General features: G+C 36.5%; 13 protein-coding genes. 12 read left to right on the top strand and 1 reads right to left on the bottom strand.

Going from position 1 to position 18,370, the window contains the following annotated elements:
* Positions 1-3: 3 nt before the first annotated feature.
* Positions 4-1,005: a hypothetical protein gene (locus tag Q9R21_RS06460; RefSeq protein WP_071321305.1), complete on the bottom strand. Its 1,002-nt coding sequence runs from the start codon at positions 1,003-1,005 to the stop codon at positions 4-6.
* Between the two features lie 194 nt (positions 1,006-1,199).
* Here Q9R21_RS06460 and Q9R21_RS06455 point away from each other — a divergent pair, with 194 nt between their 5' ends.
* From Q9R21_RS06455 to Q9R21_RS06400, 12 genes are all read left to right on the top strand, one after another.
* Positions 1,200-3,560: a class I SAM-dependent DNA methyltransferase gene (locus tag Q9R21_RS06455; RefSeq protein WP_311203946.1), complete on the top strand. Its 2,361-nt coding sequence runs from the start codon at positions 1,200-1,202 to the stop codon at positions 3,558-3,560.
* Positions 3,561-3,571: 11 nt separating this feature from the next.
* Positions 3,572-4,888 carry a restriction endonuclease subunit S gene (locus Q9R21_RS06450; RefSeq protein ID WP_311203945.1) on the top strand — a complete coding sequence of 439 codons (1,317 nt, stop codon included), beginning with the start codon at positions 3,572-3,574 and terminating at the stop codon, positions 4,886-4,888.
* Between the two features lie 59 nt (positions 4,889-4,947).
* A complete protein-coding gene (locus Q9R21_RS06445) occupies positions 4,948-7,983 on the top strand; it encodes a DEAD/DEAH box helicase family protein (protein WP_311203944.1) in 3,036 nt (1,011 codons plus the stop codon).
* A 75-nt stretch (positions 7,984-8,058) separates the two neighbouring features.
* Positions 8,059-9,159, top strand: a complete 1,101-nt coding sequence (locus tag Q9R21_RS06440) for an ATP-binding protein (RefSeq protein ID WP_311203943.1) — start codon at positions 8,059-8,061, stop codon at positions 9,157-9,159.
* 28 nt (positions 9,160-9,187) lie between these two features.
* Positions 9,188-9,739 carry a DNA-binding protein gene (locus Q9R21_RS06435; protein WP_071321145.1) on the top strand — a complete coding sequence of 184 codons (552 nt, stop codon included), beginning with the start codon at positions 9,188-9,190 and terminating at the stop codon, positions 9,737-9,739.
* 125 nt (positions 9,740-9,864) lie between these two features.
* The gene (locus Q9R21_RS06430; RefSeq protein WP_171260619.1) at positions 9,865-10,038 is read left to right on the top strand and encodes a hypothetical protein; all 174 of its coding nucleotides are present in this window, start codon (positions 9,865-9,867) and stop codon (positions 10,036-10,038) included.
* Positions 10,039-10,113: 75 nt separating this feature from the next.
* Positions 10,114-10,992 (top strand): DUF4747 family protein, encoded by an 879-nt coding sequence (locus Q9R21_RS06425; RefSeq protein ID WP_311203942.1) that lies wholly within the window; start codon positions 10,114-10,116, stop codon positions 10,990-10,992.
* 79 nt (positions 10,993-11,071) lie between these two features.
* Positions 11,072-11,749: a hypothetical protein gene (locus Q9R21_RS06420; protein WP_034675506.1), complete on the top strand. Its 678-nt coding sequence runs from the start codon at positions 11,072-11,074 to the stop codon at positions 11,747-11,749.
* Between the two features lie 289 nt (positions 11,750-12,038).
* Complete coding sequence (locus Q9R21_RS06415; RefSeq protein WP_311203941.1) at positions 12,039-12,488, top strand: hypothetical protein; 450 nt, start codon at positions 12,039-12,041, stop codon at positions 12,486-12,488.
* A 44-nt stretch (positions 12,489-12,532) separates the two neighbouring features.
* Positions 12,533-13,732, top strand: a complete 1,200-nt coding sequence (locus Q9R21_RS06410) for a TolC family protein (RefSeq protein WP_311203940.1) — start codon at positions 12,533-12,535, stop codon at positions 13,730-13,732.
* 11 nt (positions 13,733-13,743) lie between these two features.
* Positions 13,744-15,222, top strand: a complete 1,479-nt coding sequence (locus Q9R21_RS06405; protein WP_311203939.1) for an efflux RND transporter periplasmic adaptor subunit — start codon at positions 13,744-13,746, stop codon at positions 15,220-15,222.
* 12 nt (positions 15,223-15,234) lie between these two features.
* On the top strand, positions 15,235-18,366 hold the full coding sequence (locus Q9R21_RS06400) for a CusA/CzcA family heavy metal efflux RND transporter (RefSeq protein WP_311203938.1): 3,132 nt from the start codon (positions 15,235-15,237) through the stop codon (positions 18,364-18,366).
* Positions 18,367-18,370: the final 4 nt, after the last annotated feature.

Here is an 18,370-nt window from a genome sequence, read left to right as displayed (position 1 = left end):
CCCTTATTTTTCCTGTGAAACATTTTGATTAGAATATTCGATATATGCTTGTTTACAAATATCTTTAGCTATTATTCCTAAATATGTGCATAGGTCTAGATAAGTATATTTTTTAATATCTGTAGGCATCTTATCTATAGATAAATCATCATATTTACTTTGGTAAATATAATAGTGAAGTAAAAGTTTTTGAGATTCTTTTAGTTTTAGAAAAGATTCCAATACTTTGTTTTCGGTATCAGATACAGCGACTTCAATTCCCTTTATTGAAGCTAAATAGCCCACATACTCCCAATCATTCTTTAAATTTATGTCTTTGTTATTTTGACAGTAATTTGAATTTTTGAAACTTTCTATAGATATTTCGATAATTTGGTTCTTAATATCATTTTCATAATCTATGGCTATAATTTTAAAATCATTAGAAATTCTATTAAAATTTTCTTTTTGGGTGGCTGCTTCGAATTGTGAGAAATACCACTCATAAGCTTTATGGTGATTTCCAAATAATTCTAAAAATAAAATAAATTCTGGAGTAAGAAGATAAATATTTTTTTCTATTTCATAATAATCATTGGAAAGTGATAAGTCAGATGTATTATTTATTAAAGTAATAATATTGATAATATGATTTATATTGGTTTGTAGAAGTATTTTAAGAGTTCTATATTTTTCATCAGAATCTAAATTTATATCTTTAATAATATTTAAGTTATATGTTTCTAATTCTAAAGGGTGCTCATATTCAATAATGTCTTTATGTATGCAATCTCTCAATATATATATTGTTTCTGTATTGATATTAAATTTCACACTTATAAGAGATGGATCTAAGAAAACTCCAAAAGCACGTCTGAACGCGAGTGTTAGATCAGTAGTATCCATTAACTCAGGAGAAATGTTCATGCAATCATAAATTTTTCGGCAGCTTGCTGTATTACGAGCTAATCGAAGCTCATTTTTGATGCGTCCTAAGTCTTCAGTTATCCAATCAAAATCTGCCATATGAGAACCTGTTCTTTATTAAAGTAGAATTAAATTTTACGCAAAGCAGTCTGAGCGCATGAGTAGATTCATTAGACCAAATTTCGCGACATAATTTGGCGTATAAGCCTAAAGAAGCCAATATACACACTGCCCAACTATTTGAAAATAGTGTTAAATTGGCGACATATATAATGATAGTTTTAGGTCTAAACATGGATCATTCAGTTCACAATAAATTGGTTTCTTTCATTTGGTCTATTGCGGATGATTGTCTACGCGATGTGTATGTACGTGGTAAGTACCGTGACATCATTTTACCGATGGTCGTGTTACGTCGTTTAGATACTTTATTAGAACCAACCAAAGCTGCAATTTTAGCTGAAGTTCAGGATCAACAAGCTGAACCTGATTTCGTTGAATTAGATGATTTACCACTCCGTCATATTTCAGGCTATGTCTTTTATAACAGCTCACAATGGACGCTCAAAAGCTTATTTGAAACAGCGACTAATAATCAGCAAATTCTATTGGCAAACTTTGAAGACTACTTACGTGGCTTCAGCGATAACGTTAAAGAAATTATCGATTGCTTTAACTTATTTGCTCAAATCCGCCACATGGCAAGCAAAGATGTATTGTTGGATGTATTGGAAAAATTTGTATCTCCATACATCAACCTCAGCCCATTTGAAACGCAAGATCCAAATGGCTATAAGCTCGGGGGGTTGTCTAACCTCGGTATGGGATATGTATTTGAGGAACTCATTCGTAAATTTAACGAAGAAAATAATGAAGAGGCAGGTGAGCACTTTACCCCACGTGAAGTGATTGACCTGATGACGCATTTGGTCTTTGACCCAATCAAAGACCGTATTCCGTATGCCTTGTCTGTCTATGATCCTGCCTGTGGTAGTGGAGGTATGCTCACTGAAGCACAAAACTTTATTGAAGAGCGTTATAGCGATGAAGATCGTGACATCTTCCTTTACGGAAAAGAGATTAACGACGAAACCTATGCCATCTGTAAATCTGACATGATGATTAAGGGCAATAACCCTGAAAACATACGTGTGGGTTCGACCTTGGCAAGTGATGAGTTTGCCTCAAAACGTTTTGACTTTATGTTGTCAAATCCTCCGTATGGTAAAAGCTGGGCATCAGATCAAAAATACATTGTCGATGATAAAAAAGTCATCGACCCACGTTTTAGAGTCGAGCTTAAAAACTATTGGGGTGAACTGAAAGAAGAAGATGCAACGCCACGTTCGAGCGATGGTCAGCTTTTATTCCTCATGGAAATGGTCAGTAAGATGAGCTCGCCTGAGCAAAATGGTATTGGTAGCCGTATTGCTTCTGTCCATAATGGTTCAAGTTTATTTACAGGTGATGCAGGTGGCGGCGAATCCAACATTCGTCGTTATATCATCGAAAATGATTTGCTGAATGCCATCATTCAATTGCCAAACAACTTGTTCTATAACACGGGTATTACCACTTATATTTGGTTGTTATCCAATAACAAGCCTGAGTCACGTAAAGGCAAAGTACAACTGATTGATGCAAGTTTGCTTTACCGTAAGTTACGTAAAAACTTAGGACAAAAGAACTGTGAGTTTGCACCTGAGCATCTTGAGGAAATTTTAAATGTGTACCTCAATGGGCAAGATGTTGAGCGTGGTTTAGATGCCAATAATGATCCAATTGGATTAGCCTCTAAGGTCTTTAATAATAGTGATTTTGGCTATTATAAAGTCAATATCGAACGTCCTGATCGTCGTAAAGCGCAGTTTAGTTTGGAGCGTTTACAGCCATTACGTTTTGATAAATCCTTGCTTGAGCCAATGGAATATATGTTTGCTGACTATGGCGATGCGCTGTACCAAGCAGGCAAGCTCAAAGAAGTGGAAAAAGACGTTTTAGATTGGTGTGAGAAGCAAGAGATCAGCTTAAATACCAAAGCAAAAGCCAAGCTGTTTGATATTAAGCATTGGACATCACTCAAGACGTTGTTTGAATCTGCTCAAGCAATTATGGCGCAAGTGGGTGAAGCGGAATCAAGTGACTTTAATGTGTTTAAAGACAACGTAGATAAAGCAATTAAATCCCTTGATTTAAAACTATCTGCATCTGAAAAGAACAGCATTTTAAATGCCGTGAGCTGGTATGACGAAACCGCTGAGAAAGTGCTGAAGAAAGTCGTGAAGTTGAATGGCGATAAGTTGGCTGAGCTACTTGAGCATTTAGGCTGTGAAGAATCTGATTTAGCTGACTTTGGTTATTTTGCAACAGGCAAAAAAGGTGAGTACATCACTTATGAAAGCAATGCAGATATCCGTGACAGCGAATCAGTGCCGTTAAATCAGCGTATTCACCAATATTTCTTAGATGAAGTAAAACCGCATGTGGATGAAGCATGGATTAATTTGGATTCGGTGAAAATTGGTTATGAGATCAGTTTTAATAAGTATTTCTACCAACATAAGCCGTTGCGTTCGCTTGAAGCTGTGGCTAAGAATATTTTAAGTCTTGAGAAACAAGCCGATGGTTTGATTGCACAGATTTTGGGTCTTTAAGGGGAAGCAGAATGTTTAATAAATATGATGCTTATAAAGATTCAGGTGTGGAAGCTTTAGGCGAGATACCTAATGATTGGGAAGTTTTAAGATTTCGAGATATTTGTGACTTTGGAAAAGGCTTAAACATTACTAAAGAAAACTTAGAAGATGTCGGAATTCCCTGTGTAAATTATGGTGAAGTCCATTCTAAATATGGTTTTGAGGTCAATCCTGAAGCTCACCAATTAAAATGTGTATCGGAAAGTTACTTGAAAAGTTCACCAAAATCTTTACTTAAATATGGTGACTTTGTATTTGCTGATACATCAGAAGATATTGATGGATCGGGAAATTTTACTTACTTGAATAGCCATCAGATGACCTTTGCTGGTTATCATACAGTCATTGTTCGACCTAAAAATAATATTAATGTTAGATTTTTGGCTTATGTGTTTGATTCATTAAGTTTTCGAAATCAAATTCGTAAAGCTGTTAAAGGTGTAAAAGTTTATAGCATTACTAAGTCGATTCTTAAAGACACGACTATTTGGTTACCTGATGTTGATTGTCAGCATGAAATATCACAATTTTTAGATACAAAGGTTGGTGAGCTGAACCAAGCTATTGCCATTAAAGAACAGCAAATTGCTTTACTGAATGAACGTAAGCAAATTGTGATTCAAAAAGCAGTGACGCAAGGTTTAAATCCAAATGTACCAACGATGGATTCGGGTGTGAAGTGGATTGGGCAGATTCCTGAGCATTGGGAAGTTGTCCGAGCTAAATTTTTATTTGATGAAGTTGATGAACGTTCATCTGAAGGGCAAGAAGAATTATTATCTGTTTCACATATGACAGGTGTAACGCCACGCTCTGAAAAAATTGTTTCTATGTTTATGGCTGAAGATTATTCAGGCTCTAAATTATGTAAAAAGAATGACTTAGTTATGAACATTATGTGGGCATGGATGGGGGCATTGGGGGTTTCTGCTTATGAAGGAATAGTGAGTCCGTCTTATGGTGTTTATAGACAGAAGAAACCTAATATCTTTAATGCTCAATATTTAGAGTATCTATTGAAAACCACTAAATATATTGAACATTACAATCGTGTATCCACTGGCTTACATTCGTCACGACTCCGATTTTATGGGCATATGTTCTTCAATATGAAAATTGGTTTTCCATCATTTGAAGAGCAGAATGAAATTATTGAAGCGATTAATGAGCAATCTATAAAAATTGATTTAGCTCTTAACAATCTAACAGCACAAATTGAAAAGCTTAAAGAATATAAAACCACACTCATTAATGATGCTGTTACAGGCAAAATTAAAGTGGCATAAATCTTCATATAGCTTTTAAAAAATTATAAACCGCCAATGCAGAGCGTAGAGGAATACTTGTGAACAAAAATTTAAACGAACTGGCTTTAGAAAAAAATATCGAACGTGCATTGGTCGGTATCTGTAAAGAAGACCTTGCTCAAGGCATCGCTCAAGCCCATACGGGTTTGGGCTATGTCATCGGGCATGTGTCCGACTTTAATGAAGACTATGCCATTGATGAAAAACTGTTTTTTCAATTTTTAGAAAGCACTCAAAAAGATAGCTTAGATGCCTACAAAGCCTATAATAAAAACGACTGGAAACAAAAAATTCTAGGACGTTTTGACAAGCTCATTAAAAAACATGGCATTGCCTATATGCTCAAAAAAGGCATGGCACTTGATGAGCAACATTTTCATTTTATGTACCCATGCCCATTGGCAAGCAGTAGCCAATCGGTTAAACAAAATTTTGCGTCTAATATTTTTAGCGTGACACGACAAGTGCAGTATTCACTCAAAAACCGTCGTGAAGAAATTGATATGGTCATCTTCCTTAATGGTTTGCCATTGGTGACGATGGAACTTAAAAATGCATGGACAAATCAAACAGCACGTTATCACGGTCAAAAACAATATCGTGAAGATCGTGACCCAACACAGCCATTGCTTACGCCTGCACGTTGCTTGGTGCATTTTGCTGTCGATACCGATGAAGTCTATATGACCACCAAATTAGAAGGTAAAAAGACCTACTTCTTACCATTTAACAAAGGTACAGCATCAGGTGGGCAAGGTAATCCTGTTAATCCAAACGGATATAAAACGGCATACTTGTGGGAAGAAATCTTTGCCAAAGAAAGCTTGGTTAATATTGTTCAACACTTTGTCCGTTTAGACGGTAAAGATTCAGATCAACTCAGCAAACGCACCTTGTTTTTCCCACGTTATCATCAACTTGATGTGGTGCGTAAAATCATTCGTGATGTGTCACAACACGGTGTGGGCAAACCGTATCTGATTCAGCACTCGGCAGGTTCGGGTAAATCGAACTCGATTACTTGGGCAGCCTTTCAATTGATTGAAGCATACCCAGACAATGCACTAGCAGCAGGCAAACGAGCATTGCATCAGCCTTTGTTTGATTCGGTAATTGTGGTGACAGACCGTAAAATCTTAGATAAACAACTGCGCGATAATATTAAAGATTTTTCGGAAATCAAAAACATTATTGCCCCTGCAATGAACAGTGCAGAGCTAAAAAGTGCTTTAGAAACGGGTAAAAAAATTATTATCACCACTATTCAAAAGTTCCGTATCATTTGGGATAGCGTGACTGATCTAAGTGATAAAAATTTTGCCATTATTATTGATGAAGCACATAGCTCACAGTCAGGTGAAGCGCATAACAGCATGAATCGAGCAATGGGCAATGAAGCCTTAAAAAATGCTGATGATGTTCAGGACATGCTTGTGGCAATGATGACCACACGTAAAAAGCGTGAAAATGTATCGTACTTTGCTTTTACTGCAACGCCTAAAAACACCACATTAGAAAAGTTTGGTCAACTAGATGTTGCGACAGGCAAATATGTACCATTTCATCTATACAGTATGAAACAAGCCATTGAAGAAGGCTTTATTTTAGATGTGTTGGCAAACTATACGACATATAAGAGCTTTTATGAGATTCAAAAGTCGATTGAAGACAATCCAATGTTTGAATCGAAAAAAGCACAACGTATTTTAAGAGCCTATGTGGAAGCGTCGCAACAATCGATTGATGCGAAAGCCAGTATTATGCTGGAGCATTTCATTGATAATGTAGTCAATAAGAAAAAACTCAAAGGCGTAGCAAAGGGCATGGTCGTGACTCAAAGCATTGAAGCTGCGATCCGCTATTACTTGTCACTTAAAAAATTGCTAGAGCAAAAAAATAAACCATTTAACATCATGATTGCATTTTCAGGTGAGAAAGAAGTTGATGGTAAAACCTATACTGAAGAATCGTTGAATGGCTTTAATGACACAAAAACAAAAGAAAAGTTTGATCTAGATGAAAACCGCATTTTGGTTGTAGCAAACAAATATCTGACTGGTTTTGATCAGCCTAAACTGACCACGATGTATATTGATAAAAAGCTCACAAGCGTACTATGTGTACAGGCTTTGTCACGTTTAAACCGTGCTGCGCCTAAATACAACAAACGCACAGAAGACTTGTTTATCTTAGATTTTTACAATGATGTTGATGATATTAAAAAAGCCTTTGATGATTTTTACACCTCGACTTCATTGTCTGAAGCAACAAATGTCAATGTACTGAATGACATTAAAACAGCATTAGATGACAAAGGCATTTACGAATTACATGAAGTGGTGAAGTTTAATGAACTGTTCTTTAGTAATGCGTCAGGCAGTGATCTAAGCCCAATCATTGATACAGTGGCAACACGTTTCGATGAAGAGAGAAAAGACTCTTGGGAACATGAGCAACGGGTTGATTTTAAAGTTAAGGCAAAACAGTTCGTTAAGATTTATGCTCAAGTCTCTTCCATCTCACGGTTTAATAACAAGGAGTGGGAGCAATTGTATTGGTTCTTAAAATTCCTTATTCCGAAACTGAATGTACAAGATGGACGCTTAAATGGTATTGATGACCTGTTGGAATCAGTCGATTTAAGTACTTATGCCTTGAAGCGTGAGCATATCAACAAGACCATTACGCTTGATGCCGAAGAAACGGTTTTAGATCCACAAAATCCAAACCCTCGTAATCCAAGCGAAGAAAATGATGATGAAACTTTAGATTCGATCGTTGCCAAGTTTAATGAAAAGTGGTTTCAGGATTGGAGTGCGACACCACAAGATCAACGGGTGATAATCATTGATTTGGTGAAACGTATTCAGCAGCATCAAAACTTTATGAAGAAGTATAAGCAGACGCAAGACCCACAGAACAGAGCATTGGTATTTAAAAAGATGCTCGATGAAATTATGGTAGTACAGCGTAAGAATATGGTGGACTTGTATAACCTTTACCGTAAAGATTCAGCATTCCAAGATACGTTTAGTCAGACCTTGGAAAACTTGATCGAGATGGAAGAGGTTTAGTTTTACTTACAGAAGCCATCATTAATGGTGACTTCTGTTTAGCCTAATTTATTTAAAAATATTTGAGGGGGATAGGTGAGAGAGTCAATAGCAAGTGTTTTGGATGTAAGACCTAATTTAAAAGGCTCTGAAATAGCAGCAATTCTTGGATGGAATAAAAAAGAAATAAATTCATTCCTAGCGCAGCATTCTGATGTCTATATAAGAGATGAGTCTGATTTTACGTGGAATAATAAAAATCCGTTAAATGTTAAAGAAATAAAAATTGATTTTCCTTCCGGATGGATAGATGCGGAAGTATATGAAAATAAGGTTTTAGCGGGATGTGATTTTTTCAAGGATACGGCAAGGGTATCCTTTATCTTTAAAAAAAATACTAAATTATTATTGGAAGTTATTGCTAGATTTATCTCATTGATAAATCAGCTTAATGATTATGGCATTAAGGTTGTTGTAGATCTTGATAATTGTTCTGGAGCACATAGCTATTTGAATAGAAATGGTTTTTTTGATTTCACCAATAAAGGGATCATTGTCTTACCTAAACGACCTACTTATTCAACAGCACAACAATTTAAGGGAAATTGTCAGTCTTTAGTTGAGTTTGGTGAAATTTGTCCACAGAGTGAAAATAAACAATTAAAAAGTGACTTGAGGACAAGTTTTATTGCGCAGACATCATCAGAATATGCGAATGTAGCCACTCTATTTTTTGCTGAATTTATTGGGAATGTCAGTGATCATAGTGAGTCTAAATTGAAGGGATTTGCTGGATTACAGCTATATAGTCCACCGAATTCAAAACAGCATATACAAGCTGTAATTTCTGATAGTGGTAGAGGAGTAGTGGCAACATTAAGGACGACTCTTAAACATAACTATCCAGATCTATATAAAAAATATCCTGAGGGCCAAGAAGAATCAGATATAGGTTTGGCATTGGAAGTTTTTTCAAAAGGAAGAATTACTCGGTTTGGTAAAAGTAGTGGTAGAGGATTAGGTTTTAAAAGTACAACTGATAATGCAAGTAGGTTTGATGCAAATCTAAGTATTAGGTTGAATAATTTTAGTATTCAATTGATCTATCGAAAAGGTGAGCTGATTAGTGAAGATATACTTAGAAATCTAACATATATACATGGCACACATATCTGTTTTGATTTTATAATTGACTGAAGCTGTTTAAACAGGTTAAATTTAACAGATGACTAAAAAAAATTTTATAGAGCTTAGAAAACTTGTTAACTCATCTGTTGCTTTTGGCAATCAAGAAGGGAGAGAGGTTTATCAAGCTATATCAATGTATATTGATGAACACCCTGAGTACTCTATTTTCGAGGTATCTTTACGAGGTATTGATGCTACAGATGCCTCTTTCCCGAGAGAAAGTATCGTATCACTGGCAAAAAATTTCCGTGGGGAAAAAGCTTTTTATTTAACAAATTTTAAGAACAAAGATTTAATAGATAATTGGCAATACGGTGCAGAGGCTAAAGAGCAACCTTTGTTAATTAAGCATGAAGATAAGCAGCTTTGGATAGGTCCAAAAGTTAATTCAGCAACACAAGAATTGCTAGATTTTATTTATGAACAACCAAAAGTTACAACCTCTTTGATTGCTAATCATTTTGATGTTTCTATTCCGAACGCAAGCATGAAGCTAAAAAAACTGTTTAATCAAGGTTATATCTTAGGTGAAAAAGAAACAGCATCTTCTGGTGGGCATGAGTTTGTTTATCGACCAATAAAAGATTAAATAATCTGATTAAACTGTTTGACTTAATCAGATTTATTGGATTATAGTCTTCAAAAGGGCGAAAAGCCCTTTTTGAAACCTTCTGATTAAACAGATTAAATTAAACAGAAATAAGGAGTTTAGCTATGGCTACAAATCCTCCATCAGGCGATGGACATCGTAATGGAATGGTTCGTGATCGTTCTCAAACACAAACCCCAAGTGGACATTGGGTTAAACGTGACACTGATACTGGGCGTTTTATGGATGTTAAGACATCTGATAAGACACCCTTTAAAGGTGTACGTAAAGAAAAATAAACCAGTAAATAATGCTCAATGGCTTTTCGAAGCCATTGAGTATCCTATTAAATTTTTGAATTAGAGGTTGTAATAATGGCGCGTAACCGTACTGTAAACTATGCTGTTGTTGATATTAAATTACTTCGAGAAGGTACAACAGTTGAAACTTATGTTGAGGTTTTTGAAGAACTTCGGAAAAATCCTAGACCGATTCCAATGGAACGTAATAACTATCTAAAATTTCGCTTTATAAAACCATTAAATGAAGAGAACTTGCTTAATGGTTTTAGTAGAGAAGTTTTTAAAAGTAATGGACTTACAAGTGATTGGTATGACGAAGAAAAAAATGAAAGGAATCGCCATAAAAATGTAGAGGAAAACTATATTCCATCTAATTTAAAAGCAAATCCAAGATTCTTTAAATTTATATTCTTTCCTTTACATCAAAAATTGGTTTGTGAAGTGAAGGACCCTGAAAATGAGATCCAAATTGGATTGCTTGAAAAGTTTTTAAAGAAGCTAATTATAACGGATAAATTGCAGGACAAATTTGGACGAATCATAGTTAGTACAGTCCCTGAAGTAATTTCAGCAGAAAAGATTATCAATTCGAAAACTTTAAAACGAATTCAAATCTGTTTAGAAAAGCCAGAAATAGGTGAGCAGTTCGATTCATCTCACAAAGTTATTTCTCATATGGTTGATATGAATACAGAGTCTTATATTCAGACATATATCGCAGGTAAAAATGATTTTTTAAACTTAAGCGATGAAGTAAAAGAGCTCATAAAGTTTGCTGCAGAGCATGGCATTATTGAATATAAGATCGAAAATCAAGAAGGGTTAATAGAAGATAAAAGTACTGCTGAATCTAACCCTTTAATTATTAGAGTTCAGTATGATCCAGATGAAACAGATCAACATTATTTGATCCAAGCTAAAGCATTGGAAATTGTAAGTAACATTAATTAGTGGTCAAATTCGAAGTAGTGAATAGAGTGGGGTGCTATTTCATCCCACAGGTTTAACTAGCCATTTGGAGTAGTAATCATTGGATGTAATCTTAAAATATTTACCTCTTATCATTTTTATTTACCCAATTTTATCTTGGTTAGATAGCAGAAAACGCTTTACCCATAGTGCAAAATTTTATGCAGATAGGGCGGTATCTGTTAAAAAATATGAAGAAGAAATTAAGCGAGCTGATATCACTGATTATGAAAAGAGTGCCTTTGCACAGGCAATGATTGCCACTGAAAAACTAGGCTTTAAGGAAGTGAATATTCTTAAGCTAAAATCCCCTAATAACTTTTTTTCAATGGTCAATAAAATAAAAAAAATTAGACATAAGATAGAAGTTAAAAAATTTGGGCAGGAAGATGTATTCATTTCAATCGATAGATCTAAGGCATTAAAATTTAAACCAATAATTTATTTCCTTTTATACGTATCATCAGTACCAATTTTTATATCAAATACTCTCTTAACTTTGTTGTTTAAATATTTAGGATGGAACTTGTTTTTTGTCGATGAAAATACATATATTTTTTCTCAATTTGCTATCTTAATAGTTGGAGTCTTAGTAGCAATTATTTCTGCTATGAAATTCATCAATCATGAAGTTTTAATGTCACTTATTAAAGAGGATGTTGTTATGGCAAAAGAAGAATTCGAAAGAGTGGATGATGCTGAAGAGCATTCACAAGATAATTTGATCGAGCTTGGGTAAATCTGGGTTAAAGAACATGGACGTTCTTTAATAGTTACAATAGTTTCAATTGCTAGTTAAACTTCCACCACCTCTAAGATAAGTAAGCTTACTTTGTACTAACTCAAACTAGGTACAGTTTAAATCCTTTTAGTACAGTTCCAGAAAATAACTAAATAAAGCTTCAGTTCCTATAAGCTATCCCTTTATCAAAGGATAGCTTGAAAATTTGAGATATATTTTCATATAGGATTTACTTCCTAGAAGCTATTCAGTATGCTTTTCACGTTTCATTTTGATCTAACTTGCTATGTTGGCTAATAAGTTTTTTAAACTTATCCTCGTATCAGTCCTGTTTTTGTTTGCTATAACAACGACGGGAATTTATACGTGGGCGCCTGTTATAGCAAAAAATCTAGATCATCATCATGAATTAAGTATTTCTGTCGAAACAGAAGACTCGAGCCAATGGTCATTAGCTCATCATGATGAAGTTCTGAGTACAGCAGATCAAGATAAAAAAAATCATAACTGGACTAGTTATGATGAACCCGCATTTCATCATTCAGTAAAGCCAATTCAAGCTGATGATCATTTCTCAATTGATCCAGTCTTTTTCCTTAGTTTTGCTTTACCTTTAATCCTCTTATTTTTAGGCTTATTTGAACGCCCCATTCGGTCTTTTAAGCTAAGAAAAAGGATTAACTTTCTCTGTAATTCCTACGCATTTACTAAGACGCTTATTGTTCTAAGAAATTGATTTAACTATACAAAATATTTTTTCATTTTTGTATAGGTATAGTCATGTCTAAAAAAAGTCAGGTAATTTTCGCCTGTGGCTTAGTTGTTATTGCTCCGCAGTTATTTGCAGGAACAAATTATGCACAGTTACAGCAGCAAGCGATTGCAAATGATTCAGTTCTAAAAAGTTTGCAGCAATCTCAGCAGGCGTATGATGTAAATCAAAAATATGCTGGTCGGATGAATAATCCTACGTTCAATGTCGAATTGGATAATTTGGGTAATTCTAAGCTGAAAGACTTGGATGGCCCAACTGCATTCATGGGTTTGTCGCAAGAAATTCCGTTAAATAATAAACTCGCTTTACGTAAGCAATTAGCAGGTTTACAAGGAAATAATAACCAATTTGAGATTACTCAACGACAAGCAGAGTTAAAAGCCGATTTTCGAATCTGCATGTCTAATTGGTATACAGCATCTCAGCGAGCAGAAATTTATGCTGCAGAGAGCAAGCTGAGTGCAAGACAAGCAACAGTTCTAAATGAAAAGCTAAAGTATGGACGGGTGATTCCATCTGATGTTCAACTTAATTCAGCTTTATCTGCTGAGTCCAAATTACGTTATCAAAATGAACTGAAAAAGGTTCAGTTTCAGAAAAATCTGTGTTCAAAATTTGCTTTTGATTTACCAGCCAATGCTATTGATGTTCCTTTAACGATTAACTTTACCGACAAGGTGAGCTTATCTGAACAGCAGGCATTACTAAAAAAACAGCAGGCAAAAACTCAATTTGAATTAGCAAAAAAAGAAGCGGTTCCTGATATCACGCTTGGCGTTGGTGTGCGTAATTATCAAGAAACCGATGACAAAGTTTTTTTGGTTTCTACTTCAATTCCGCTTTCAATATTCAATCGCAACAATGGAAATATTGCACTCGCACAAGCACAGCAAACCAATGCTGAAACTCGTTCAGATTTAATTAATCGAAATTCAAAGATTGAATTGGATAACAAATCTATTGAGGTATCCAGTTTGATTGATGCAATCAAGCAATATGACCAATCTGTTTTACCTGCAACAAAAGAAAGTTTACGCATTGCAGAAATGGGTTATCAGGCAGGAAAAATTTCACTACTGGAATTTAATAGCATTAAACAAGTTTGGTTAGAAAAACATCTCGCTCGATTTGATTTGTGGTTGGCTTTGCAAAATCAGATTGCAGAAGTTGAACGAAATTATGTAACGAATTTAGATCAAGAATAAGGGCAGAGAATATGAATAAACCAAAGAATACGGTCATTGCTACAGGCGTTATGGCTTTACTTGTCATGTTGTGTGCTCTGGCTTGGTACAAAACAGGAAACAAATCACAGACGTCTTCTGCACATGGTGAAGCTGTCGAAGAGAAAGCTGCTGTCGCAGGTGATGAAAAAGGTCCACATGGTGGACGCTTATATCGTGATGGAGACTTTTCAGCAGAGGTCAAAATTTTTGAAGAAGGTGTAGAGCCGCATTTACGTGTCTATGGCTACTACAAAGATCAGCCTTTAAAGCCGAGTGAGATTAACGCGAATATTTTTATTAAGCGCTTAGATGCTGAGCAAACCATTCGCTTCAAGCCTGAAAGTGATTACTTGATTGGAGATGAAATTGTTTATGAACCGCATTCGTTCTTGATGGTGATAAATGTTGATTACCAAGGCAAGAAACACAGCTGGAAATGGGATACCAAAGAAGGCCGTGTAACGATGCTGGATAGCAGTATCAAAAGCAGTGGTTTAGAACTTCTTAAAGTTGAACCCATGACTTTTGAGAATGCGCTTGAGCTTAAAGGTGAGCTTAAATTCCCAGACAATTTTGAAAGTTTCATTACGCCTAAAGCAAGCGGAACACTTATCAAAACCTATCGCACTATTGGTGATAAAGTCAGTCAAGGTGATCTGTTAGCGACTGTTCAAAGCCAAGATCTGATCCGCTTAAATGCTGAGCGATCCATTGCATTAGATAATTTGCAATTTTCACGCAAAAAGATGGAACAGGAACGCGTATTATTTCAAAAACGCGTATCGCCTGAAATTGACTACATCAATGCAAAACGTGAATACGATGATGCACAGACTCGTGCAAATGAGCTGAATAGCTTAATCAGTTCATACGGTGGTTCAGGTAACGGAACAATTGAAGTAAGAGCGGCAATGTCGGGCACAGTTTTACAAGTGCTTGCTGCTGTGGGTTCAAATGTAACACCAGCTTCACCACTTTTTAAAATTGCAAATACTTCACAGTTGCTTGCAGTGGTCAATGTGCCGGCTGATAAGCTGAATGCAATTAATCCAGATGCAAAAGTAACCGTTAAACCTCAAGTACAGGAAAGTACGGAGGAAGCACTGGGTAAGATTAAATACATTAGTGATGTGATTGATCCGAAAACACGTACTGCTCAAGTCTTTATTGAAATTGCGAACCAATTTAAATGGCGTTCTGGTCAGCTTGTTACCGCACAAATATTTGAAAATCAAAGCACGAAAGCCATGGTTGTGCGTGAAGATGCATTACAAAACTTCCGTGATTGGGATGTGGTATTTATCCGTGTAGGAAATGACTTTGAAGCACGTCCTTTAGAACTAGGCGATAAATATAACGGTTTTGTTGAGGTGAAATCTGGTCTTAAAGCAGGTCAGGTGTATGCAGCAGGCAATTCCTACTTATTAAAAGCAGAGCTAGGTAAATCTGGCGCTACTCATGATCACTAAGGGGTAGCGACTATGTTTGATCAAATTGTTAAGCTCTCGATCAAGAATCGATGGCTTGTACTGATTGTCTTTCTGTTTATCGGTGCATTTGGCGTTTATAACTATTTTAAACTGCCGATTGATGCTGTGCCTGACATTACTAATGTACAAGTCCAAATCAATAGTGAAGCGCAAGGCTTATCTCCAATGGAGATGGAGTCACAAGTGACCTATCCAATTGAAACGGCTTTGGCTGGTATTCCGAATCTGGAATACACACGTTCTGTATCGAGATATGGTTTATCTCAGGTTACGGCGATTTTCAAGGAAGGCACGGATATCTATTTTGCTCGTCAACTTGTAAATGAAAAGTTGCAAGGGGTTACTCCAACACTTCCGGGTGGCATATCGACTTCAATGGGGCCTGTCTCAACAGGGCTTGGCGAAATCTTTATGTACACTGTTGAGAACGCAAAAGATAATCCAAATCCATTATCACCCACTGAATTAAGAACTCTGCAAGATTGGGTGATTAAACCACAGCTTCGAAATGTAGAAGGTGTGAATGAAATCAATACCATTGGCGGTTATCTAAAACAATTCGTGGTGCAGCCTGATTATGTATATTTACGCAGTATTGGTTTAGATCAGCAGGATATCTTGGATGCTATTTCTAAAAATAGCATGAACAAAGGGTCTGGTTATATTGAGAAGAATGGCGAACAGTATTTGATTCGCTCAGATTCTCAAATTAACTCAATTGAGCAAATTCAAAATATCCCTATTACGACAAGCAGCGGTTACATTCTTCGATTGAAAGATGTGGCAAAAATATCAATTGGTCACGAGTTACGTACAGGTGCAGCAACTAAAGATGGGCAAGAAATTGTCTTAGGTACTGCATTTATGCTGATTGGTGAAAACTCGCGAAATGTTGCTCATGCGGTAGATCAAAAGTTACAAAAAGTCCAAGAGTCATTGCCAGAAGGTGTTGAGGCGAAAGCCGTTTATAACCGTACAACTTTGGTTGATGCAACAATCGACACAGTAAAGAAAAACCTTCTTGAAGGTGCAATCCTCGTTATTGTTGTTCTGTTCTTATTCCTTGGGCATTTCCGTGCAGCGCTCATTACTGCGATGGTGATTCCATTGTCTATGCTCATGACCATTACTGGCATGGTGAATCAACGAATCAGTGCAAACTTAATGAGTTTGGGGGCGCTAGATTTCGGGATCATCGTCGATGGTGCTGTCGTTATTGTTGAAGCTTCACTTGCGAAATTAGCGATGAAGCAAAAAGAGTTGGGCCGGATTCTGACGCGTAAAGAACGTTTTGCTACCGTATTTGAAGCAACTAGGGAATCTCGAAAAGCGATTCTTTATGGTCAATTGATCATTATCTTAGTGTATCTGCCTGTCATGACGCTTACTGGTGTTGAAGGCAAGATGTTTACACCGATGGCAGCTACAGTTGTTATGGCTCTCGTGGCTGCAATGGTTCTTTCGATTACTTTTGTTCCTGCAATGGTGGCTTTGGTCACGACAGGTGAAATTAAGGAAGAGGAATCTAAGATTGTTCATTTCATTAAGAAAGTCTATAGCCCAATTTTAGATTGGTCATTGAGTCATCGTTATAAGCTGATCGCGTTCGTCGCTATTTTCTTTGTATTCAGTGCAAGCCTTTCAACTCGCTTAGGTTCTGAATTTATTCCTTCATTAGATGAAGGTGATGTGGCATTACATGCGCTTCGAATTCCTGGCACTTCTTTAACTCAAGCTGTTGAAATGCAGTATGCGCTTGAAAAAGAAATCGTCAAAATTCCTGAAGTAAAAACCATGTTTGCTAAAGTGGGTACAGCTGAAATTGCGACAGACCCAGTTCCACCAAACGTCGCTGATAATTTTGTGATATTGAAACCACGTAGCGAATGGCCGAATCCTGACAAAGAAAAATCAGCTGTTGTTGCCGATATTGAACGTGTGGCAAAAGGCGTTTATGGAAACAACTATGAGTTCACTCAGCCGATTCAAATGCGTTTTAACGAGCTGATTTCAGGTGTTCGTACAGATGTTGCAGTGAAGATTTATGGTGATGATTTAGATCAGTTGCTTGAATCAGCAAATGCTGCAGCGAAAATTTTAGAAGGTGTGAGTGGTACAGCTGACTTAAAAGTTGAACAGCTGAGTGGACTGCCAACGGTATCTGTTGAGCTTAAAAAGGACATGATCGCCAACTACGGTCTTGATGCTGAAGATGTGCAAAAGCAAGTATCCAGTCTGATTACGGGGCAAACAGCAGGTAAGGTTTTTGAGGGAGATCGTAAGTTCGATATTGTGGTTCGAATGGATCAGAACTCCGTTACGGACTTAGACAAGCTTTATCAAGTTCCAGTGAATTTGCCTAATGGTTCAAGTGTACTTTTATCTGAACTAATCGAATTGAAGAATGTTCAGGGGCCAAACCAAATCTCACGTGAAAACGGTAAACGCCGAATTGTAATTACTGCCAATGTTCGTGGTACGGATATCGGAAGTTATATCGCAGAAGCCCAATCTAAACTCAATGCTGACTTTAAATTACCTGAAGGCTATTGGCTGACATGGGGCGGTACATTTGAACAAATGGAATCAGCTTCAAATCGTCTAATGATTGTTGTCCCTCTGGCTTTGATCTTAATTTTTGCCATGATTTATATGGCATTAGGAAATGTCAGAAATAGCGTGCTGGTCTTTACGGGCGTGCCATTTGCATTAACGGGCGGTGTGATTGCCTTAGCTTTACGTGATATCCCATTCTCTATCTCAGCAGCCGTTGGTTTTATTGCACTGTCGGGTGTTGCTGTACTGAATGGCTTAGTTCTAGTGTCTGCAATTCAGAGATTGAGAGATCAAGGTGAAGGATTACTTGAAGCTGTTAGACACGGTGCATTGGAACGACTTCGCCCAGTATTAATTACGGCTTTAGTGGCATCTTTAGGTTTCATCCCTATGGCATTGAATGTTGGGATTGGCTCTGAAGTGCAACGACCGATTGCGACTGTTGTGATTGGCGGAATCTTATCTTCGACCTTATTGACGTTGATTATTTTGCCTACGCTATACGTTTGGTTTAACCAAGGACGTAAAAAGCAATCAGATGATTTTTCTGAGCAGCAAGAAGCCTAGGTGA

It is taken from the genome of Acinetobacter sp. RG5 (genome assembly GCF_031844265.1).
Lineage (GTDB): Bacteria > Pseudomonadota > Gammaproteobacteria > Pseudomonadales > Moraxellaceae > Acinetobacter.
This window is presented reverse-complemented; position numbering and strand designations above follow the sequence as displayed.